At 72.6% G+C, this 19,125-nt stretch carries 18 protein-coding genes and 1 tRNA gene; 8 read left to right on the forward strand and 11 right to left on the reverse strand.

Annotated features, from left to right (window positions below; genetic code table 11):
* Positions 1-16: 16 nt before the first annotated feature.
* The gene (panD, locus tag B1759_RS12260) at positions 17-508 is read left to right on the forward strand and encodes an aspartate 1-decarboxylase (protein ID WP_095515365.1); all 492 of its coding nucleotides are present in this window, start codon (positions 17-19) and stop codon (positions 506-508) included.
* Entirely contained in the window at positions 505-873 is a 369-nt protein-coding gene (locus B1759_RS12265) for a hypothetical protein (protein WP_095515366.1), read from the forward strand. Before panD ends, B1759_RS12265 begins: the two co-directional genes overlap by 4 nt.
* A gap of 24 nt (positions 874-897) precedes the next feature.
* Here the strand turns inward: B1759_RS12265 and B1759_RS12270 are convergent, their stop codons facing one another.
* The 3 genes from B1759_RS12270 to B1759_RS12280 all read right to left on the reverse strand — a co-directional run bounded on the left by B1759_RS12270 (position 898) and on the right by B1759_RS12280 (position 2,733).
* Positions 898-1,695, reverse strand: a complete 798-nt coding sequence (locus B1759_RS12270; RefSeq protein WP_095515367.1) for an MORN repeat-containing protein — start codon at positions 1,693-1,695, stop codon at positions 898-900.
* Between the two features lie 126 nt (positions 1,696-1,821).
* Positions 1,822-2,262 (reverse strand): nucleoside-diphosphate kinase, encoded by a 441-nt coding sequence (ndk, locus tag B1759_RS12275; RefSeq protein ID WP_095515983.1) that lies wholly within the window; start codon positions 2,260-2,262, stop codon positions 1,822-1,824.
* A 398-nt stretch (positions 2,263-2,660) separates the two neighbouring features.
* Positions 2,661-2,733 (reverse strand) — tRNA-Ala (locus B1759_RS12280).
* Positions 2,734-2,906: 173 nt separating this feature from the next.
* On the opposite strand from B1759_RS12280, the gene thrA reads away from it, so the two are divergent.
* Positions 2,907-5,375, forward strand: coding sequence for a bifunctional aspartate kinase/homoserine dehydrogenase I (gene thrA / locus B1759_RS12285; protein WP_198948850.1), 2,469 nt, complete (start codon positions 2,907-2,909; stop codon positions 5,373-5,375).
* Positions 5,376-5,389: 14 nt separating this feature from the next.
* Here the strand turns inward: thrA and B1759_RS12290 are convergent, their stop codons facing one another.
* Positions 5,390-5,806, reverse strand: coding sequence for a hypothetical protein (locus tag B1759_RS12290; RefSeq protein WP_095515369.1), 417 nt, complete (start codon positions 5,804-5,806; stop codon positions 5,390-5,392).
* Between the two features lie 141 nt (positions 5,807-5,947).
* Between B1759_RS12290 and dapB the strand changes: the two genes are divergently transcribed.
* The 4 genes from dapB (at position 5,948) to B1759_RS12310 (ending at position 9,119) form a co-directional block, all read left to right on the forward strand.
* Positions 5,948-6,694: a 4-hydroxy-tetrahydrodipicolinate reductase gene (gene dapB / locus B1759_RS12295; protein ID WP_095515370.1), complete on the forward strand. Its 747-nt coding sequence runs from the start codon at positions 5,948-5,950 to the stop codon at positions 6,692-6,694.
* Between the two features lie 66 nt (positions 6,695-6,760).
* On the forward strand, positions 6,761-7,702 hold the full coding sequence (gene dapA, locus B1759_RS12300) for a 4-hydroxy-tetrahydrodipicolinate synthase (RefSeq protein ID WP_095515371.1): 942 nt from the start codon (positions 6,761-6,763) through the stop codon (positions 7,700-7,702).
* A gap of 68 nt (positions 7,703-7,770) precedes the next feature.
* Complete coding sequence (locus B1759_RS12305; RefSeq protein ID WP_095515372.1) at positions 7,771-8,118, forward strand: hypothetical protein; 348 nt, start codon at positions 7,771-7,773, stop codon at positions 8,116-8,118.
* A 170-nt stretch (positions 8,119-8,288) separates the two neighbouring features.
* Positions 8,289-9,119: a 2,3,4,5-tetrahydropyridine-2,6-dicarboxylate N-succinyltransferase gene (locus tag B1759_RS12310; protein ID WP_095515373.1), complete on the forward strand. Its 831-nt coding sequence runs from the start codon at positions 8,289-8,291 to the stop codon at positions 9,117-9,119.
* A 15-nt stretch (positions 9,120-9,134) separates the two neighbouring features.
* Here B1759_RS12310 and mreD read toward each other — a convergent pair whose 3' ends face one another.
* The 4 genes from mreD to idi all read right to left on the reverse strand — a co-directional run bounded on the left by mreD (position 9,135) and on the right by idi (position 12,200).
* Complete coding sequence (gene mreD / locus B1759_RS12315) at positions 9,135-9,605, reverse strand: rod shape-determining protein MreD (RefSeq protein ID WP_095515374.1); 471 nt, start codon at positions 9,603-9,605, stop codon at positions 9,135-9,137.
* 159 nt (positions 9,606-9,764) lie between these two features.
* Positions 9,765-11,231: a D-alanyl-D-alanine carboxypeptidase/D-alanyl-D-alanine-endopeptidase gene (gene dacB, locus B1759_RS12320; RefSeq protein ID WP_095515375.1), complete on the reverse strand. Its 1,467-nt coding sequence runs from the start codon at positions 11,229-11,231 to the stop codon at positions 9,765-9,767.
* A 129-nt stretch (positions 11,232-11,360) separates the two neighbouring features.
* A complete protein-coding gene (locus B1759_RS12330; RefSeq protein ID WP_095515376.1) occupies positions 11,361-11,606 on the reverse strand; it encodes a hypothetical protein in 246 nt (81 codons plus the stop codon).
* A 48-nt stretch (positions 11,607-11,654) separates the two neighbouring features.
* Positions 11,655-12,200 carry an isopentenyl-diphosphate Delta-isomerase gene (gene idi, locus B1759_RS12335; protein ID WP_095515377.1) on the reverse strand — a complete coding sequence of 182 codons (546 nt, stop codon included), beginning with the start codon at positions 12,198-12,200 and terminating at the stop codon, positions 11,655-11,657.
* 165 nt (positions 12,201-12,365) lie between these two features.
* Here idi and B1759_RS12340 point away from each other — a divergent pair, with 165 nt between their 5' ends.
* Positions 12,366-13,331, forward strand: coding sequence for a T9SS type A sorting domain-containing protein (locus B1759_RS12340; protein WP_158225237.1), 966 nt, complete (start codon positions 12,366-12,368; stop codon positions 13,329-13,331).
* Here the strand turns inward: B1759_RS12340 and B1759_RS12345 are convergent.
* The 3 genes from B1759_RS12345 to B1759_RS12355 form a co-directional block, all read right to left on the reverse strand.
* The gene (locus tag B1759_RS12345; RefSeq protein ID WP_095515379.1) at positions 13,306-13,755 is read right to left on the reverse strand and encodes a hypothetical protein; all 450 of its coding nucleotides are present in this window, start codon (positions 13,753-13,755) and stop codon (positions 13,306-13,308) included. The two genes, B1759_RS12340 and B1759_RS12345, sit on opposite strands and share 26 nt — an antisense overlap.
* Positions 13,756-13,792: 37 nt before the next feature.
* Positions 13,793-15,985 carry a hypothetical protein gene (locus B1759_RS12350; RefSeq protein WP_233134416.1) on the reverse strand — a complete coding sequence of 731 codons (2,193 nt, stop codon included), beginning with the start codon at positions 15,983-15,985 and terminating at the stop codon, positions 13,793-13,795.
* 542 nt (positions 15,986-16,527) lie between these two features.
* Positions 16,528-18,960, reverse strand: coding sequence for a M36 family metallopeptidase (locus B1759_RS12355; RefSeq protein ID WP_143537373.1), 2,433 nt, complete (start codon positions 18,958-18,960; stop codon positions 16,528-16,530).
* Positions 18,961-19,125 lie beyond the last annotated feature (165 nt).

Raw genomic sequence — 19,125 nt, forward strand, 5'->3', positions numbered from 1 at the left:
CTGATTCCATTCTGCTATGACGATCACGCTGTTCAAGGGCAAGCTGCACCGGCTCACCGTCACCGAGGCCGCCCTCCACTACGAAGGCTCGATCACGCTCGACCGTGAGCTGATGGAGGCCGCTGGCATCCTGCCGTACGAGCGGGTCCAGGTCGTCAACGTCCACAACGGGGCGCGGCTGGAGACCTACACGATTCCCTCGGCACCGGGCTCGCGGACGGTGTGCCTCAACGGGCCCGCGGCTCGCCTTTGCGCGCCCGGCGACCTCGTCGTGGTGATGGCCTACGCCGACATGACGCCCGAGGAGGCCGAGACGCACCAGCCTCGCGTGGTGCTGGTGGACGGGGAGAACAACCCGACCGAGGTGTTCGACCTCGACGGCGCCGACGTGTCGGACCCGACGCGCCCGGCCGTCACCAACGCGGTCGACGTGCGGGACCTCTTCGCGCCGCGCCTCGGGCGAACGCTCCCGACGCGGTCCGGCGGTGGGAGGCGGACGGGCCGGTGATCGAGAGGGACTTTCTCCTCCGGCAGGTCCATCAACTCGCGCAGGTGCTGGCGGCCGTGATCGGGCGACGAGGAGAAGGAGACCACGTCGAGGCCGAGGAGGCTCTCGCGGAGGGCCTTCAGTCGACGTTGGGCGTCCGCCTGGATCGGCTTCGAGCCATGAGCCGTCCCGAGGTGACCGCGCTCGTGTCGGAGGACGGGGCCGTTTCTGCCGAGAAGGCGGTCGCTCTGGCCGACGTGCTCTCTGAAGACGCCGAGGCGGAGGGGCGCGTCCGGGCGCGATGGCTCTACGAGGCCGCGCTCGCGGTGGGTGGGCCGGTGCCGTTCGACGTCCAGGCTCGCCTCGACGCGCTCCCCGAGGGGTAGGCTTCAAGGTCGTCGGCGTCGGGCTCAGTCGGCGAACGGCCCTTCGGAGACTGGCGCGCCGTCGGCCGCGTGGTGGGTGCCGCGGACGCCCTCTCCATCCACCCAGACGCCCGTCCACACCGTCCCGTCGGGTCGGCGGAAGGTGCCGGTGCCGTGGCGCGACCCGCCGACGAACTCGCCGGTGTAGACGCCGCCGTCGTCGTAGGTCCGCACCCCGTCTCCGTGGGGGGCGCCGTCGCGGACCTCGCCGACGTAGAGGTCGCCATCGGCCCAGATGTAGGTGCCGCGGCCGTCGAGCAGGCCGTCGCGGAAGGTCCCGACGTAGAGGGCGCCATTGGTGAGGGCGAGGCGCCCGTCTCCGTGGCGTCGGCCGCCGACGAAGGCGCCTGCGTAGCGCTCGCCGTCGGGGGCGGCCCACTCGCCCTGGCCGTCGAGGCAGTCGCCAGACACGCAGAGGAAGACGACCGCGAGGCGGGACAGGACGGCGGGGTCGTAGGGCGCGGTGCCGAGCGTGAGCGTCCGCGGAGCCCCGTCCCGGACGACCTCGAAGGTGGCCGTCGGTCCGGCGTCGCGGGCGGCGACCAGGACCGCCTGCACGTCCACTGTGCCGGTGACGGACTGCCCGTCGACGGTGACGAGCGAGTCGCCGGCTGCGAGGCCGCCCGCCTCGGCGCCGCTGCCGGGCGCGACGGCGGTCACGACCGGCTGGCCGTCGGTGCCGCCGAGGTAGGCGAACCCGAACCCGACCGGCAGGCCGTCCTGCGCAAGGGCGGCGAGAGGCAGCAGGAGGGCGACGAGGGGGGCGAGGCGGCGGGCGACCATGCGAAGAGGGGGGAGGGGGCGCCCTCCCTCCGTCGCCTCGTCGGCGCGGGGATCACCGCAGACCTGAACGAACACCGGCCGACGCCCCGAAGGGCGCCGGCCGGCAGACGGACGGGGTCGGGTCGGCTACGCGTCGATCACGTCGGCGCCGTTGCGGACGATCTCGCTCTCAGGGAAGAAGTAGCGGCCCTCCTTGACGCCGTTCTCCGGCGAGTCGGAGCCGTGGACGGCGTTCTCGCCCATGCTCGTCGCGAACTGCTTGCGGATGGTGCCCTCGGCCGCCTCGGCCGGGTTGGTGGCGCCGATGACCTCGCGCCACTTCGCAACGGCGTCGTCGCGCTCCAGCACGAGCGGGATGCAGGGGCCGGACGACATGAACTCGGTCAGCTCGCCGAAGAAGGGGCGCTCGGCGTGGACGGCGTAGAAGCCCTCGGCCTGGCCGCGCGTCAGGGTGACGAGCTCCATCGCGCGGACGGCGAAGCCCTCGTCGAGGATGCGGTCGAGGATCTTGCCCGCGTGGCCGGCGGCCACGGCGTCGGGCTTGATGATGGCGAGCGTGCGCTCCATGTCGGTGTGGGTCTTGTTGAAGGGGTCCGCCAATCAACCGAGGCGGGGGGGTGGGGACCGCGAAACGCCGGGGAAGAGGGGCGCACGTGGGCTCCGAGGAGGCGCCCGCGGAGCGACGGCCGGACGGTTGGCGTCGAGATCCCTCGCTGGCGCTCAGGATGACAGGAGTGCGGTTCGCTGCTGCTCTCCGCCCCGCACGACTGCCAGCCCCAGGCCGGCTCGCCCATGCGAGGAGAGGACGTCGGGGGCATGCTCCAGGGCATCGGTCCCCGGATGTGACGCGCCTCGCCGGTCCGTCCGGTTCGCGTCTTGTCCAGTCCCAGGAAGGGCGCAGAGCAGGCCAGGGCCAGAAACAAGAAACCGGCCCCTGCATTGCGCAGAGGCCGGTTCTCGGGGTGTGGAGCATAGCGGATTCGAACCGCTGACCTCCTCAATGCCATTGAGGCGCTCTACCAACTGAGCTAATGCCCCGAAGGACGCCGCGCTCCGGGCGACGAACGGCCAAGATAGGCGGCACCCCTCGGGGCGGTCAATGGAGCGGACGCGAAGATGCGGGAGCGCGATGGCCGCGCCACTCCGCACCGCCCGCCTCGGCGTCCGGCTGGGGCGGCGCGCTAGCTTCGGGCAGTCTCCCCCCCGAAGCCGTGTCCGACCGCCTGATCCACGTCGCCAAGTTCGGCGGCACCTCCGTCGGGACGCCCGACCGCGTCCGCCGCGTCGTCGAGTTGTCGACCAGTCCTGAGACGGACGGGATGCGGCGGGTGGTCGTGTCGTCGGCGTTCGGGGGCGTGACCGACCGGCTGCTGGCGGCCATCGAGGCGGCGGTGGGGCGGACGGGCGCGCATCGCGAGATCCTGCGGGAGGTCCGCGAGCGGCACGAGGCGGCGCTGCTGGCGCTCGTCGCCGAGGCCGAGCAGGCGGCGGTACGGATGCAGGTCGAGACGCTGTTCACCGAGGTCGGCGAGCTGCTGTACGGCGTGTACCTGCTGCGGCAGTGCGACGCGCGCTTCAAGGACGCCATCGTGTCGGCAGGCGAGCGGGCGTCGGTGCCCATCGTGGCGGCGGCGTTCCGGGCGGCGGGCCACGGCGCCGTGGCGCTCGACGCGACCGCGTTCGTCCGCACCGACGACGGCTTCGGGGAGGCGGCCGTCGACTTCGACGCGACGCGCGGGCTCGTCCGCGCCGCCCTCGCGGAGGTGCCGGACGATACCGTCGCGGTGGTGACGGGCTTCGTGGCCTCCACCGCAGACGGCGTCACGACGACGCTCGGACGCTCGGGCTCCGACTACACCGCCACCATTCTCGCGGGCGCGCTCGACGCCGCCGAGTGCGTCATCTGGACCGACGTGGACGGCGTGCTCTCGGCCGACCCGCGCCAGGTGCCGGACGCCTTCTCGCTGCCGCGGCTGAGCTACCAGGAGGCCGCCGAACTGGCCCACTTCGGTGCCAAGGTGCTGCACCCGCGCACGATGCGCCCGCTGCTGAGGGGCGGCATCCCGCTGCGCATCAAGAACACGCTCCGGCCCGAGGCGGCGGGCACCGAGATCGGCCCGGCCGACCCGGACGTGCCGCCGTCGATCCGCGCCGTGACCGCCATCCGTGACGCGGCGCTGATCCGGGTGGATGGCGCGTCGGTGCTGGAGGTGCCGGACCTCGCGCGGCGCATCTTCGAGCCGCTGGCCGAGGCGGGCGTGCCGGTGTTCCTCGTGGCCCAGGCGTCGGCGGAGGGCAGCATCGGCCTCGCCATCCGTCAGGCCGACGCCGACGCGGTGGTGCGCCTGCTGGAGCGCGCGCTGGCGCGCGAGCTGGAGCGGGGCGACGTGCGCAGCGTCCGCGCCGAGGCGGGCGGGGCGGTGGTGGCGGCGGTCGGGTCGGGGATGCACGCCGCGGCCGGGCTCGCGGGGCGCTTCTTCGCGACGCTCGCCAGCGCCCACGTCAACGTGCGGGCGGTCGCGCAGGGCGGGGGCGACCATACGATCTCGGCCGTCGTCGCCGACGCCGAGGCGGCGCTGGCCGTCGGCGCGCTGCACGAGGCGTTCGCGATGCGGCGCCTGCGGACGCACCTCGTGGTCGTCGGTGCGGGCTCGCTCGGGCGCCGCCTGCTGGCGCTCCTCGACGCGCAGATCCCCCGGCTGCTCGACCACGGCCTGAACGTCGTGCTGGCGGGCGTGGCCGACAGTCGGCGTCTGCTGTGGGACCCGTCGGGCCTCGACCCGGCCTCCGCCGCCGACCGGCTGCCGGAAGGCGATCCCACCGACCTCGACGGCCTCGTCACCCGGCTCACCGGGGCCCGGCTGGAGCGGCTCGTCGTGGTGGACGCGACGGCGAGCGCGGCCGTCGCCGAGCGCCACGCGGCGTGGCTCGGGGCGGGTGTGGCCGTGGTGACGCCGAACAAGGAGGCCACAGGGCGGTCGGCTGCCGCCTGGGGCGAGGCGCAGCGGGCGTCGCGCGTGGGCGAGGCGCCCTACCTCTACGACGCGTCCGTGGGCGCCGGGCTCGGCCTGGTCGGGCGCCTCCGCGACCTCGTCCGCACCGGCGACCGGGTGCTGGAGATCGAGGGCGTGCTCTCGGGAACGCTGTCCTACGTCATGAACCGGATGCGCGACGGCGCCGCCTTCTCGGAGGCCGTCCGCGATGCCCGCACGGCGGGGCTGGCCGAGCCCGACGTGCGGGACGACCTCTCGGGGCGCGACGTGGCGCGCAAGCTGGCGTTGCTCGCTCGCGAGGTGGGCGTGGCCGTGAGCGCAGCCGACGTGTCGGTCGAGAGCCTCGTCCCGGACGGGCTGGAGGCGGTGTCGCTGGAGACGTTCTGGGAACGCCTGCCCGAGGCCGACGCTGCGTGGCAGGCCCGTCTCGGCGGCGCGTCCGCGGGGGAGGTCCAGTACGTCGCCCGGCTGGGGGCCGACGGGGCGATTCGCGCGGGCGTGGAGAGCGTTCGTGCCGAGGCGGGCTCGCTGCTGGCTGCGCTGCGCGGCTCCGAGATCGCCGTCGTCGTGCGCACCGAGCGGACGGGCGACCACCCCATCTTCTTCCAGGGCCCCGGCGCCAGCGCCGACGTGACGGCGGCCGTCGTCCTGGCTGACGTAGTGCGTGCGGCCGAGGCGATGCGGTAGGGGCTACGCCCGCGTTACGGCCGGTAGCGGTAGCTCGCCGTGGCGCGGCGGGTCTGGTTGAGGCCGCCCGCCTGTCCCTGCACCGCGCCCTGCGACACGACCTCGCCGTCGATCGCGATGGTCGCCACCATGCCCGTCACCTCGCCGCCGGCGTTGAGCTCGCCCTCCAGCGTGTAGATTCGGTCCTCGTCCCTCGGTGCGAGGACCAGGACCGTCCACGGGAGGGAGACGGACCCCAGCGTGCCTGTCTCCCCGTCCGCGCCGGTGTAGCGGATCGCGTCCACGCTCGGCGCGCCGTACTGGGCGGTCGGCTCGATGCGATACGTGACCGAGATCGTCTCGCTGGGGGGGAGGACGCGGGGCGGGCGCTCGGTGGCCGAGTCGCAGGACCCGAGGACGATGCCGAGGACGAGGAGAAGAGCGAGACGCATCGAAAGAGAGGAAGGGGACGTGCCCTATGGAACGCAGGCAGCGGTCGGACAGGCTCATGGCGCCGCGAGGCGCGAGGAGAGGGGCCGTAGTTTCAGGAGGTCCCAATCTCTCTCGGGACCGCGCATATTTCCCCCTCTCCCATGCAATTTGCCCTGGTCGGCACCGGACGGATGGGGCAGGCCGTCGATGCCGTGGCCGCCGAGCGCGGCCATGCCATCGTCGCCCGCTTCGACGCCGAAGCGCCCCTGCTCGACGCCCGCGACGCCTCCGCACTGAACGGCGCCGAGGCGGTGATCGACTTCTCCATCCCGGAGGTCGCCCTCGACCAGATCCACCGCTACGCCTTCTGGGGCGTCGACGCGGTCGTCGGCACGACGGGGTGGACCGACCACCTCGACCAGGTCGTGGAGTGGGTGGCAGAGGGGCAGAACGGGCTGCTGTGGGCGCCCAACTTCTCGCTCGGGCTGGCGCTCGTATCGCGGGCGCTGGCGGGCCTGCTGCCACTGCTGGACCGCCTCGACGAGTACGACGCCGCCGTCCACGAGGTGCACCACACGGGCAAGCTGGACAGCCCCAGCGGCACGGCGCTCCGGCTGGCGGAGGAACTGCTCGCGGGGCTGGGCCGCAAGACGCACATCGAGGCCGAGACGCAGCACGGTGCCATCGACCCGGCGGCGCTCCACGTGACCAGCCAGCGGCTCGGCCGCGTGCTCGGCGAGCACACCGTGGCGCTCGACAGCGAGGTGGACCAGATCCAGATCGTCCACACGGCCAAGAGCCGCCGGGCGTTCGCCCTCGGCGCCGTCCGCGCCGCCGAGTGGGTCGCGGGCCGCCAGGGCGTCTTCACGCTGGAGGACATGCTGCAGGGGGAGGGGACGGAGGGATAGGCGGAGCCTGTCGCCGGTGTCCTGCGTTCAGTCCGTCCCCCATCCCTCCTGCCTCCCCTCCGCGCCATGGGTCCCGCCCGCCAGCCTCTGTTCCGCGGCACCGCGCCCGCCCTCGTCACGCCGTTCACGCCGGACGGGCGGGCCATCGACGAGGCGGCGTTTCGCGCGCTGATCGACTTCCAGATCGGTGGCAGCTCGTGGGGCGGCGAGGCCTACGACGGCGTCGAGGCGCTCGTCGTACTCGGCACCACAGGCGAGAACCCGACCGTCACCGACGGCGAGCGGCGGCGGCTGGTGGACCTCACGCTGGAGCACACGGCGGGCCGCGTCCCGGTGATCGTGGGCACGGGCACCAACAGCACCGCCGAGACGGTCACCTTCTCCCGCGAGGCCGCCGAGGCGGGGGCGGACGGGCTGCTCGTCGTCGGGCCGTACTACAACAAGCCGACGCCCGCGGGCGTGCGCGCCCACCTCGCGGCCGTCGCCGACGTGACCGACTGCCCGATCATCCTCTACAACGTCCCCGGCCGGACGGGCTCGAACCTGACGGCGGAGACGACGCTGTCCGTGCTGGACCTCGTGCCGAGCGTCGTCGGGGTGAAGGAGGCGTCGGGCGACCTCAACCAGATCGCGGACCTGCTGGCGCACGCGCCGGACGGCGTCGCGGTCTACTCCGGCGACGACGATCTCGCGCTCCCCACCGTCGCCCTCGGGGCGGACGGGCTGATCTCGGTCATCGCCAACGCCGCGCCGGGGCCCGTCGCCGAACTGGTGCGCCGCGCGCTGGAGGACGACCTCGCAGGGGCACGGGCGCTCCACTTCGCCCTTCTCGACGCGATGCGGGCCAGCTTCCACGAGGCCAACCCGGGCCCGCTGAAGGCCGTCCTTGCCGCCCAGGGGCGCATGGAGCCGACCCTCCGCCTCCCGCTGGCGCCGCTCACCGAGGCGGGGGCTGCGCACGTGCTCGCGGCCTACGCGGCGGTCACCGAGGCGGGCCGGGCCGCGTAGACGCGCGACCGCATTTCGGAACGGCGCCCGACCGGCCGATTCCTCCTCTCCACTCAGCCACGCTCCCGATGGGCTACCGACCCGACCTCGACACGACCCTCCGCCGCTACGCGGAGGCCTGGAACACCGAGGACCCGGACGCCCGCTGGGCGCTCATCCATGCGTGCGCTGCGCCGGAGGTCACGTACCTCGGCTCGGAGTCCGACCGGCCGGTGGAGGGGCAGGCCGCGATGGTGGCGTTTCTGGGGATGCCCGATTCGGGAGGCGCGTTCGAACTCGGCCCGCACAGCACGCACCACCACTGGGTGCGCGCACCCTGGCGCCGGGTCTCCGCCAATGGCATCACGACGGGGCTGCTCGTCGCGGAACTGGACCGCCAGAACCGCCTCCACCGGATCCTGCACTTCATGGATTAGGGAAGTCCGGGAGTGGGGTGCTGCAGGACGAGGCTACCCAGGCCGGACGCAAGCCGGCTCGGGGTGGATTCCGTGAACCCGTTGCACGCCGGGGCACCGTCCGCCACCTTTCCGAACTCCGAACTCCGAACTCCGAACTCCGAACTCCGAACTCCGAACTCCGAACTCCCATGTCCGATCTCGCCGCTCTCCAGTCCGCCATCGACCGCCACGCCGAGGCGCCCGGCCCCGACGCCCGCGCGGACTTCGAGGCCCTCCTCGACGCGCTCGAAGCGGGCACGATCCGCGCCGCCGAGAAGGGTGACGACGGCACGTGGCGCGCCAACGGCTGGGTCAAGCGTGGCATCCTGCTGGGCTTCCGCCTCGGCGCCATCGTGGACCTGTCCGGCGACGAGTTCGCCTTCTTCGACAAGGACACCTACCCGATCCAGCGCTTCGGGGCGGACCGCGGCGTCCGCATCGTGCCGGGCGGGTCGACCGTGCGGCGCGGGTCGTACCTCGCGCCGGGCGTCGTCTGCATGCCGCCGATGTACGTCAACGTGGGCGCGTACGTGGGGGCGGGCACGATGGTCGACAGCCACGCGCTGGTCGGGAGCTGCGGCCAGATCGGCGAGCGGGTCCACCTGAGCGCGGCGGCTCAGGTCGGCGGCGTGCTGGAGCCCATCGGCGCGGCGCCGGTCGTGATCGAGGACGACGTGTTCGTCGGGGGCGGCTGCGGCGTCTACGAGGGGACGGTCGTCCGCGAGCGCGCGGTGCTGGCAGCGGGTGTCATCCTGACGCGCTCGACGCGGGTCTACGACCTCGTCAACGAGACCGTCCTCCGCTCCACCGAGGCGGGGCCGCTGGAGATCCCGGCGGGCGCGGTCGTGGTGCCGGGCAGCCGCGCCGTCGACTCTGACTTCGGCCGGGCGAACGGGCTCGCGCTCTCGGCGCCCTGCATCGTCAAGTACCGGGACGCCTCCACGGACGCCTCGACGACGCTGGAGGACGCGCTCCGGTAGCCGGTCGGCCGAGCCTTACCGCCGGAACAGCGACCCGACGAGCGCGACGACGGCGGTGTAGAGCGCGCCGCCGAGCCAGAGGCCGAAGACGAGGAACGGCGTCCGCGTGCTCTGGTCGAGCGCCAGCACGATGGTCAGCAGTCCGTTGTGGACGACCGCGATCACGAACGCGCCGACGAACGCCTGGACGGGCGTCAGTCTCAGGTTGTCTCCCTGTTCGGAGCGGAACAGGCCGATCACGAAGCCCATGATGGTCTTCAGGACGGTGTTGAGACCCAGCACGTCGGGCATCACGAGCAGGTCCATCGCCAGCCCGGCCCCGAAGCCCGCCGTCGCGCCCGCCACCCGGCCGCGCCGGAGGGCGATGTACGCGACGTAGAGCAGGACCACGTCCGGCCAGACATCCCAGAGCCGGAGGTTGCTCAGGAGCCACTGGAGCAGGACCACGGCCAGGCCCACGGCGACCTGGCGGAGCACATACGGCATGCGGACGAACGAGGAGAGGGGGGGGAGAAGCTACGGGAGTCCGCGCCTACTCTCGTGGGCCGTGTCCGGTCCCGCCGCACCGCGAAGCCGCTCGGGAGTCCGCCTCGGTGCGGCCACCGGCCCCCTGCGGGTGAGGGGTTCGCGGGGCCTTCGTCGCGGCTACTCCTCGTCCGCCGGGACACGGCGGCCGGTGGCGAGGGCGCGCACGATGTCGTCCTGCGCCTGCGCGATCCGCCCGCCGCTGGTCGTGTAGTTGTTCGCCATCAACACGAACACGTACGGCGTCCCGCTCGGCCCGTCGACGTAGCCCGCGAGGCAGCGGACGGCCAGCAGCGAGCCGGTCTTGGCGCGGACCGGCACGCCTGAGAGCCGGTTGCGCAGCGTCGAGCCGGCGCCGCCGCCCTCGGGGAGCGACCGCCGGAACGCCCCGCTGGCGGGGTGGGCCCGCATCGCGCGGAGGACGGCGCCCAGCGAGGCCGGCGTCACCATGTCCTTGCGCGAGAGGCCCGAGCCGTCGGCGAGGTAGAGGTCGCCGCCGTCGACGCCCGCCGCCGTCACGAACGCCTGCACGCGGTCCTCGGCGGTGTCCGTGTCGCCGCCGCCGATCGTGCGGAAGACCTGCTCGGCGTAGAGGTTGTCCGACTCGCGGTTGATGCGCTCCACGATCTCGTCGAGCGTCGGCGAGACGTAGGCCTGCAGCGGCTCGGCGCCGTCATAGGACGGCTTCTGCTGCGAGTCGTCCACGTCGACGCGCACGGCGCGGGACACGTCGATGCCCGCTTCCTCCAGGCGCAACGCGAAGGCGTGGACGGCGAAGAGGGTCGGGTTGGCGACCGGGACGCGGAGCGTGCCGCGGTAGTTGGAGGGGACGCCGCCGCGGAGCACGAACGTGTCCGTCCCCAGCGTCCGCTCGATGTCGATGCGGCCCCCGCCGGACCGCGTCACGGCGTCGCCAGTGACGGCCGCGAAGCCGGGCGGGTCGGACTCGAAGCGCGGCGCCTGGCCCGGGCTCGTCCCCTCGATGCGGATGGAGACGAGGTTGTCGCCCCAGACGAGGCCGCCCGCGGGCGGCGCGTAGCTCTCGGTCGCGATGTGGGTCACGTCCCAGCCCTCGCCGTAGCGCGCGTCCTCGAACGCGTCGTCGTCGCCGATGATGCGGCCGTCGATGCGGCGGACGCCCGCGGCCACGAGCGCCTCGGCCCAGGTCTCGAGCGGGTCGCCGTGGCCCTCACTGCCGAAGGTGGGGTCGCCGGAGCCGCGGATGACGAGGTCGCCCCGGAGCGTGCCGTCGGCCGAGACCTCGCCGAAGTGGTAGAGGCGCGTCGTGTAGCGGAACGTCGGGCCGAGGCGGTCGAGGGCGACGGCGGTCGTGAACAGCTTCAGGTTGGAGGCCGGGAGCAGGTTCTTGTCCGCGTTGCGGCTCAGCACCACGCGCCCGTCGCGGGCGTCGCGGACCTCGATGCCCCAGATGGCCGACGGCAGGTCGGCGTCGGCCAGGATCTCGTCGATGATGGCGAGGGTCTGGGCCTCCTGTCCGTCGGCGTCGGCCTGGGAGGGCGGGGCGAGCCAGAGGACGGCCGCGACGGCGAGGACGAGGGACAGGGCGAGCGGCCAGGCGCGGGACATCGGGGGACGGGTGGGGGGACCGGGAGCCAACGCGCCCAAGCTACCCGTCGTGCGCGCCTCGCTCGCGGAAAGCGGGACGGCGTCTGGCCCTGCCCCCCTCGGCGCCGAGGGGAGCCGCCTCGCAGGGCGCTACGCCTGCTCGGTCACCCGCACGTCCGTCAGGTCCCCGTGGACATCCAGCTTGGCCTCCAGCGTCGCGCTCATCCGCAAGACGCGGCGGGCAAGGCCGTCCGGGTCGTCGGCGGTGCCCGTCAGCAGGTCCACGGCGAGGGCGGCGAACGACAGGGGGACCAGCAGGGTCGCCGCCAGGCCTGCCAGCCAGACGCGGGCGTTGTACGTGACGACGTCGGAGATGAGGGCGGAGCGGGCGGACACGGTCGGGAGGGTGTGTGTGCTCGCCCTACGGACCCGTGGTCCGCGGAGTTACGACGCCCCGAAGCCGCGTGCCGCCTCGGCGACCTCGTCGCGGAAGAGGCGGAACCACGGCGTGTAGCGGTCCGGCCGGGTGGCCATGTCCGCCCGGAGCACGTCGGCTTCGGCCCACTCCCAACTCGACACCTCCGCGGCGGCGGGCACCGGCGTCCCCTGGAAGCGGCCGACGAAGACGTGGTCCAACTCGTGCTCCACCAGCTTCTCGGGGCCGACGAGGTCGGCCCGGTAGACGCGCGAGAAGGCGGGCTGGAGGAGGCAGCGGACGCCCATCTCCTCGTCGAGGCGGCGGTGGGCCGCGGCGTCAGGCGTCTCGCCGGGGCGCGGGTGCGTGCAGGCCGTGTTCGACCAGAGGCCCGGCGAGTGGTACTTGCCGTCTGCGCGGCGCTGGAGGAGCCACCGGCCGCGGTCGTCGAACAGGAACACGGACACGGCGCGGTGCAGCCGCCCATCGCGGTGGACGGCCAGCTTTTCGGCCGTGCCCAGTTCGCGGTCGGCGGCGTCCACGAGGACGACGCGCTCGGTGAGGTCGGGAGTCATGGCACAAGAATGCGGCGCGGGCGGGGCCGTCGGCGTCGGGCGTCCCCGGAGAGCGCCCTCGCAGACAGCCCCAACGTACGCGAGGGGGGACCCGTTCGGTGTCCGTCGCCGCGGAGCGTCGGACGTAGAGGTTGGATTCCGTGGCGAGCGTCGATATGCTTTGGTATGCGAACGGCTTTCCTCTTCGTCCTCCTCGCCCTGTCCGCCTCGGTGGCCGTGTCGGCGCAGCCGGAGGGGGAGCCGATCCCGGACCCGACCCCTCCGCACCAGTACTACCCGCTGGCGGTCGGCAACGTCTGGGAATATGCCAACCAGGGTCTGCTGCCGCTGACCGAGGGGTATTTCCTGCGTCGAGAGATCCTCCGCGACACGGTCATCGAGGGACGGACCTACTTCGTCGAGGTGCGGTCGCGGAACGACGACGACGGCATGGGCTGGCACTCGTCCCGGACGACGCTCGTCCGCTTCGACTCGACCTCCGCGCGGCCCGTTCAGTGGGGCGGCACGCGGGAGGGTGCATTCGAGTGCTCCTTCCGCGGAGACTTCGGAGCGGCCATCGTGTGCTGGGACGAGACGTTCCCCGACGGTGACACGTACGTCGGCGGGCAGGTGGACGCGGTCATCCCCTTTGGGGGCGGAGGGCGAGGCCTCCCCCCACCGGGCGAGATGGAGGTCGCGGCGACGAAGACGTTTTACCCGCTTGGGCCCGCTGATCCCGGCACCTTGCCGTACTACGCCGCGCCCATCGGCTACGCAGGGGAGACGCCCGGCTTCTGTACGGGCTGCTGGCGCAATTTGACCTACGCCCGCGTCCGTCTGGACGATGGCTCGGTCTACGAGGTTGGCGAGCGCTACGCGGTCGCAGCCGACGCCGCGCCCGAGGCGGGCGGCCTGACGCTGGGGGGCGGCCCGAATCCCACCGCGGGCGCCCTCACCCTCCGCCTCGGCGGCGTGGCGGGCGAGGCGGTGACGCTGGAGGCGTTCGACGCGCGGGGGCGCCAGGTGTGGGCGAGGGAGGTTCTCGGCCAGCAGCCGGTCTCTGTGGACGCGTCGGGCTGGGCGCCGGGGCTCTACCTCGTCCGCGCGAGGACTGGCACTGAGGACGTCACGACGACGATCGTCCGGCGGTAAAGGCGGGGTCTGTGCGCGCCTCCCGGATCGCCTGGAGGACTTTCTCCTGAACAGACACCGTGCCCACGTGGGGCGTCCCGACCTGGAGCGCGTAGCTCGTCATCCACAGCACGGACCGCTTGCGCACGTCGACGATGTCCTCCCATGGGATGAGGAGGGGCGGGTGGCCGGGGCGGAACGGGAGCGGGACGCTCAGGTGGAGGCCCTCCGGCTCGATGGCCACGTGGAGCGCGCTGTTGTAGTTCGACAGGCCGACGGCGCCACTCGTGAACCGAAAGCGGCGGCTCGTCGGCGGCGCGTCGGTCTGGTAGTGCCGGGCGAATCGGGCCCAGCCCATCTGCGCGATGATCCACACGACCCCGCTCCAGAAGAGAGGGAAGACGACCAGGAAGGCGAGCGGGATGAGGATCCACCAGAGGGCCATGGTGGAGTCTACGGCTGCCACCGCTCGCCTCGGCAGGTCAGAGCGTCGCTTCCTCGGGCGCGCCGCTGTGGACGAGGAGCACAGTGCCCGCGGCGGCGGCCAGCCCGTCGAGGCCTTCGCCGTAGGCATCCGCCTCGCCCGCGTCGGGGCGCTGCATGCCGAGGACCGTCAGGTCGGCGTCGGCGGAGTGCTCGCGGACGAGGTCCGCGAAGGGCCGGTCGCGGTCGGCCCGAACCAGGACCACCACCTCGGCCTCCACGCGGACTGCCTCCAGCAGGCGCTCGGTCTCGGCGCGAACGCCCGCGACGGCCTCCTCGCGGCCCACCATGCGCAGGACCCGGAGCGTGGCGCCGTCCCAGTCACGGTGGCGGCGGACGAGGTGGGCGAGCAGCAGCATCAGGTCGCCGTTGCCGCCGCGCCCGCCCCACCAGACCTGGATCGTCCGCCGCGCGCCGAAGCCTCGCGCGTCGTCGACGCGCAGGAAGAGGACGGCCTTGCCGAGGTCGGCGAGGTCGCGGAGGACGCGGAGCAGCAGGGCCCGCCCTCCCGCCGACCCGCTCCAGCCCATCAGCACCGCGTTGGCCTCCAGCCGCCCGACGCCGTGCGACTGGGCGACGGCCACGGCGCCCGAGGCGAAGTCGGACACGATCTGCGCCTCGGCGAACGCCGCCATCCGGTGGTCGCGGATGTAGGTCCGGATCCGCTCGCGCGCCTGCCGCCGCAGCGCGGGTTTGTTGGGCTCGTCGATGGCCCCGGTGATGAGCTGGCTGAAGGTGACCACGCCGCGCCCGAGGCTGAGCCAGTTGGCCAGGGAAACCAGCCGCTCGCGGTTGTGGGGCTGACCGGTGAACACCATCAGGTTGGGCCGCCAGTTGCGCGGGTCGGGCGCCTTGCGCTCCAGCTTGAGGAGCGCGAACCGCGCCAGCGAGGTCCAGACGCCGCTCCGCACGTCGCCCCACGCCTCCACCGTCTCGCGGCGTCGCAGCGCGAAGTAGATGCCGTACGTGACCACGATGGCAGCCACGGTGGCGGGCGCGTTGATCAGGAACATGGCCCCGTAGCAGCCCAGCGCGCCCAGCGCGGGGACCAGCACCGGCACGGCGAAGGTCGGCCGGAAGCTCGGGTTGCCGACGGCCTTCTCCAGCGCGGCCACCAGGTTCACCATGCCGTACGTGTTCAGGAAGAACATCGTGATGACCGGCGCGACGGCGTCGATGTCGCCCGCCCAGATCACGGCGACCGCCACGAGGCCCGTCAGCAACACCGCCGCGCGGGGCTCAGTCGGGCTGCCCATCCGCCCGGCCATCCAGCGCGGCACCACGCGGTCACTCGCGACGGCCTCCAGTGTCCGCGGGGCGGCGAGCACGCTGCCCAGTGCGCTCGACAGCGTGCTCGCGGCGACGCCCGCCAGGATCAGAATGGGCACGGCCGCCAGGTCGGACATGGCAGCGGTGTTGGAGATCAACTCCTCGGCCGTGAAGTGGGTCGCGAACCAGACCGCAGCGGCCACATAGACGACGGACGTCACCAGGATCGACGCGATGGTGCCGACGGGGATGCTCCGCGACGGGTCTTTGAGGTCGCCCGAGAGCGAGATGCCCACCTCGATGCCGGTCACGGCGGGGAAGAAGACCGCGAACACGACCCAGAACGAGACGCCCTCGCCGCTGGCCAGCCCGGCCGTCGGCGCGCTGATGTCGCCCCAGCCGCCCGCGAAGAACGACACCAGGGCGGCCACCAGGACTGCCAGGATGCCGAACTGGATCTTGAGCGCGAAGTCCGCCCCGACGTACGCGATCACGACGAACGCGAGCGCCACGCCGGTCGCCAGAAGTTGCGGGTCCAGGCCGGCCATGAACGGCACGACGGACATCGCCTCCACGAAGCCGATGATGTAGAACGCCACCGAGATCGCCTGCGAGAGGTACAGCGGGATCCCGATCGCGCCGCCGATCTCCAGCCCCAGCGACCGCGAGATGAGGTAGTAGTTGCCGCCCGCCCGTACGTCCATGCTCGTCGCGATGGACGAGAGCGAGAGCCCGGTCAGGAACGAGATCGCGTTCGCGAGCAGGATGATGACGAGCGCGCCCCACAGCCCCGCCTGCCCGACCACCCAGCCGGTGCGCAGGAAGAGGATGATGCCCAGGATCGTGAGCACGTTCGGCGTGAACACGCCGGCGAACGTGCCGAAACGGGCGGTGGACGCGGGAGCCTCGCGGTCGGCCATCATGGGGAGTGGAGAGCGCCGGAGTGTAGCGCCGACTTCGCCCCGGTGCACCGCAGCACGCCCTGCGACGCGGCCATCGGCTCTCTGGCCTGAGTGGCCCCGCCCTTGCACCTCGCGACCCACCTCGCCGTCCTCACTCTGCTCGCCTCGGTCACCGCCTCGGCCCAGCCCGCGTTGGACGAGTTCGACGCCCACGTGAACCGGCTCTTGTTTCTCGACGGGGGGCTGGGGGGGGCGCGCCTGGGGCGATGTCAACGGAGACGCCTTCGTGGATGGTCCTTCGTGTCGCGCACGATGAACGCGTGATGCGGTGCGACGTAGGGCTGCCGGTCGGGGTCGGGCTGTGAGACGAATGCGAACGGTTGCGACAGTTGGATGGGCCCCTTGGTCCACGTCAGCCCTCCGGACCGTCCCGCTGACATGGGAAGCCCGCGGATGCTCGTCTTTCGAGGCAGGCGCTCGGGAGGCGATCTGGCCGGAGGACGGCCAGAAAATGGGGCGGCCCTCCGAAGAGGACCGCCCCATGCTGCCGGGAGAGGGAGCGCTTAGCGCGTCACGACCAGACGGCCCGTCTGCACCTCGGCGCCCGTGCGGAGGCGGTAGAGGTAGACGCCGCTCGGCAGCGTCGTCGCGTCGAAGCGGACCTCGTGGTTGCCCTCGCCGAGCGGGCCGCTGGCGAGCACGGCGACGCGCTGGCCCAGGGCATTAAAGACCTCCAACTGCACGTCGGCGGCCTCTTCGAGACCGAACGTGACGCGCGCCGACGAGGCGACCGGGTTCGGTGCGACGCGGAGTTCGGTGTCGATGGCTGCGCTCGACGCCGCCGAGGCGCTCGCGAGAGCGGCAGGCGCGAGGGAGGTCGAGTTCGAGCAGTCGCCCGAGTCGGTCTCGCAGACCTGGTAGACATCACCCGCGCCGCCATTGCGGTCGCTGTAGGAGCCGTCGTCCTTCGTGTTGGCGATGGACGATCCGTTCCGGTAGACCAGCACGCGGCCGCCGTCGGCCGGGCTCCAGCTGAGGTTGTTCTTCGGCCGACGCCCGCCCGTGCGGGTGACGGTCAGCGTGATCGCCGTCGGCGGCGGGGGCGGCTCGCTGCCCCACAGGTCGAAGGCCTCCTGGTTGTCGTTGGTACGAGTGGACGACCCCTGGTCGGCCGAGAAGCCGAGGCCGCGGCGCGCGAAGGCGGCCTGGAGGGTCGCGGTGTGAGCGCCCCCGTAGAGGGCCTGATCGGCCGCCAGGATGCCGTCGCGGCCGGTCACGAAGCCGGGCTGACAGGGCTGCAGCTTCATGCCCTCGGTGACGAGGTTGAGCATGATCTGGTTGCCCGCCGTGCCGGACGCGTTGTAGAGGTCCGCCGAGAACCCGTGCGCGTCGATCATGTCCCAGGTGACCTCCCACAGGATGGTCGCCCAGACGAAGCCGATCTGGTGCACCGCCGACATCGAGGCCGTGTTGCCGTAGGTGTAGCCGTTGTCGGCGAAGTCGGTGTCGTAGGGCGCCAGCCGGATGCCGCCGCCGTTGACCCCGTAGTCGAACAGGTAGTTGCCCATGCCGCGCGAGTCGGTGCGGTCGTCGGCGCCGTCCATGGTGAACATCATGGCGTACCAGTCGCTCCATCCCTCGCCCATCTGCTCGGCGTTGCCGAGGCAACCTGCGAGGCTCGGGCCGCCCGTGAGGCGGTTCGAGATGCCGTGGCCGTACTCGTGGACCACGACGCCGTTGTCGAAGCTGCCGTCCACGTCCGGGTTGGAGTACGTGCCGATGTACATCTGCATCCGCGGGCGGGAGCCGTCGGCGGGGGTGGCGAAGTTGGCGTTGTTGGTGCCGCCGCCGTCCTGCGCCTCGGCGCGGACGTCGTCGTTGCCCGCACCGCCGCGGCCGTAGTTGTTGACCTGGAAGTTGCCGCTCGCCTCGTCGAAGCCGTACTGGTACATCACGTCGTGGATGACGTTGTTCCAGTAGAACAGGTTGGTGACCGAGGCGGGGCGGTAGGCGCTCGGCGCCTGGTTCAGGTCGACCGGGAAGTCGAACGACAGGCCCGCGCCGCCGTCAGGGCTGCTGCCCGTGTCGGGGCTGTTGTTGGCGTCGATGTCCGTGTATGCGTGGACGTTGTTGCCGCGCGTGATCGTGTACTCCGCCCCGGCCGACCCGTTGGTGTCGTGCCAGCCGAACGGGGAGGCCGTCGCGTCGTCGGGGTCGGTGACGAGCACGCGGCCGGACGAGTAGATCGGCGCCTCGTCGGGCATCGCGTAGACGCGGTAGCCGCCGACGTTCGAGCGGGCGGCGACGAAGGGCGAGAGCGCCTCGGTGTGCTCGCGGACGGGCACGAGCGACAGGGGGGGCGCCTCGCCGAACGTGTCGTGGACCACGAGGTCCGTTTGCGAGAGGACGCGGCCGGAGCGGGCGTCCACGTAGGCGAGCCACCAGTGCTGGGCGTCAGCCTGGTAGAGGGAGACCTCCCAGGCGAGCTGGACGCCCTTCAGCTCGTCGGCGTGCCACACGAGGCGGGCCGGGACGGGCTCAGCAGCGACCCCGCCGTCGCTCAGGACGACGGCCTGCGACGGTCCGCCGGTCCGCCCGGTGACGGTGAAGGCGCCGCCGCGGAGGCGGTTGTGGCGCGCGACCGCGTTGGCGGCGTCGGCGGCCGTGAGCGTCGGGGCGGCGGAGAGGGAGGCGCTCGGCGAAACGAGCCGCTCCAGCCCGACGGCGTGGAACACGTCGCCCGAGCGGCCGATGGCGAGGCTGGCCTCGGTGCCGACGACCTCCAGGCCGCTGATCGACTGGCGGAGGTAGACGTACTCGGCGCCGCTGCGCGCGGAGGGGACCGCGTCCGTGACGACGAAGTCGGCGCTGGCGAGGCCGTCGGCCGCCGCAGCGCGGCGGGCGTGGTCGAGGGCCGCGTCGGCGCGGAGGGACTGGGCCTGTGCACCCATCGGGAGGAGGCTCGCGATTACCGCGAGGCGTAACAGTCGGGACATGTGAGAGGTGGGCTAGGGAGTCGCGCATCCTGTACCGCAGGGCGCGGGCGTCCGAACCTAGCTGCCGTCTCACTGTACGTTCACATTTTCATGACCCTGTCTTCACAGGACCTGTGGGTCGCGGCAGTGGTGCCCCAGCACTACAGCGTTTCTCCTCCCAGTCCG

Source organism: Rubrivirga sp. SAORIC476 (assembly GCF_002283555.1).
GTDB lineage: Bacteria > Bacteroidota > Rhodothermia > Rhodothermales > Rubricoccaceae > Rubrivirga.

Excerpts from the sequence above, each read along its gene's own strand:
- panD (WP_095515365.1), top strand. The coding sequence starts at position 17 with ATGACGATCACGCTGTTCAAGGGCAAGCTGCACCGGCTCACCGTCACC.
- B1759_RS12340 (WP_158225237.1), top strand. The coding sequence starts at position 12,366 with ATGCGAACGGCTTTCCTCTTCGTCCTCCTCGCCCTGTCCGCCTCGGTG.
- B1759_RS12290 (WP_095515369.1), bottom strand. The coding sequence starts at position 5,806 with ATGCGTCTCGCTCTTCTCCTCGTCCTCGGCATCGTCCTCGGGTCCTGC.
- ndk (WP_095515983.1), bottom strand. The coding sequence starts at position 2,262 with ATGGAGCGCACGCTCGCCATCATCAAGCCCGACGCCGTGGCCGCCGGC.
- B1759_RS12310 (WP_095515373.1), top strand. The coding sequence starts at position 8,289 with ATGTCCGATCTCGCCGCTCTCCAGTCCGCCATCGACCGCCACGCCGAG.
- B1759_RS12345 (WP_095515379.1), bottom strand. The coding sequence starts at position 13,755 with ATGGCCCTCTGGTGGATCCTCATCCCGCTCGCCTTCCTGGTCGTCTTC.
- B1759_RS12305 (WP_095515372.1), top strand. The coding sequence starts at position 7,771 with ATGGGCTACCGACCCGACCTCGACACGACCCTCCGCCGCTACGCGGAG.
- idi (WP_095515377.1), bottom strand. The coding sequence starts at position 12,200 with ATGACTCCCGACCTCACCGAGCGCGTCGTCCTCGTGGACGCCGCCGAC.
- dapB (WP_095515370.1), top strand. The coding sequence starts at position 5,948 with ATGCAATTTGCCCTGGTCGGCACCGGACGGATGGGGCAGGCCGTCGAT.
- dapA (WP_095515371.1), top strand. The coding sequence starts at position 6,761 with ATGGGTCCCGCCCGCCAGCCTCTGTTCCGCGGCACCGCGCCCGCCCTC.
- mreD (WP_095515374.1), bottom strand. The coding sequence starts at position 9,605 with ATGCCGTATGTGCTCCGCCAGGTCGCCGTGGGCCTGGCCGTGGTCCTG.
- B1759_RS12350 (WP_233134416.1), bottom strand. The coding sequence starts at position 15,985 with ATGATGGCCGACCGCGAGGCTCCCGCGTCCACCGCCCGTTTCGGCACG.
- B1759_RS12270 (WP_095515367.1), bottom strand. The coding sequence starts at position 1,695 with ATGGTCGCCCGCCGCCTCGCCCCCCTCGTCGCCCTCCTGCTGCCTCTC.
- dacB (WP_095515375.1), bottom strand. The coding sequence starts at position 11,231 with ATGTCCCGCGCCTGGCCGCTCGCCCTGTCCCTCGTCCTCGCCGTCGCG.
- B1759_RS12355 (WP_143537373.1), bottom strand. The coding sequence starts at position 18,960 with ATGTCCCGACTGTTACGCCTCGCGGTAATCGCGAGCCTCCTCCCGATG.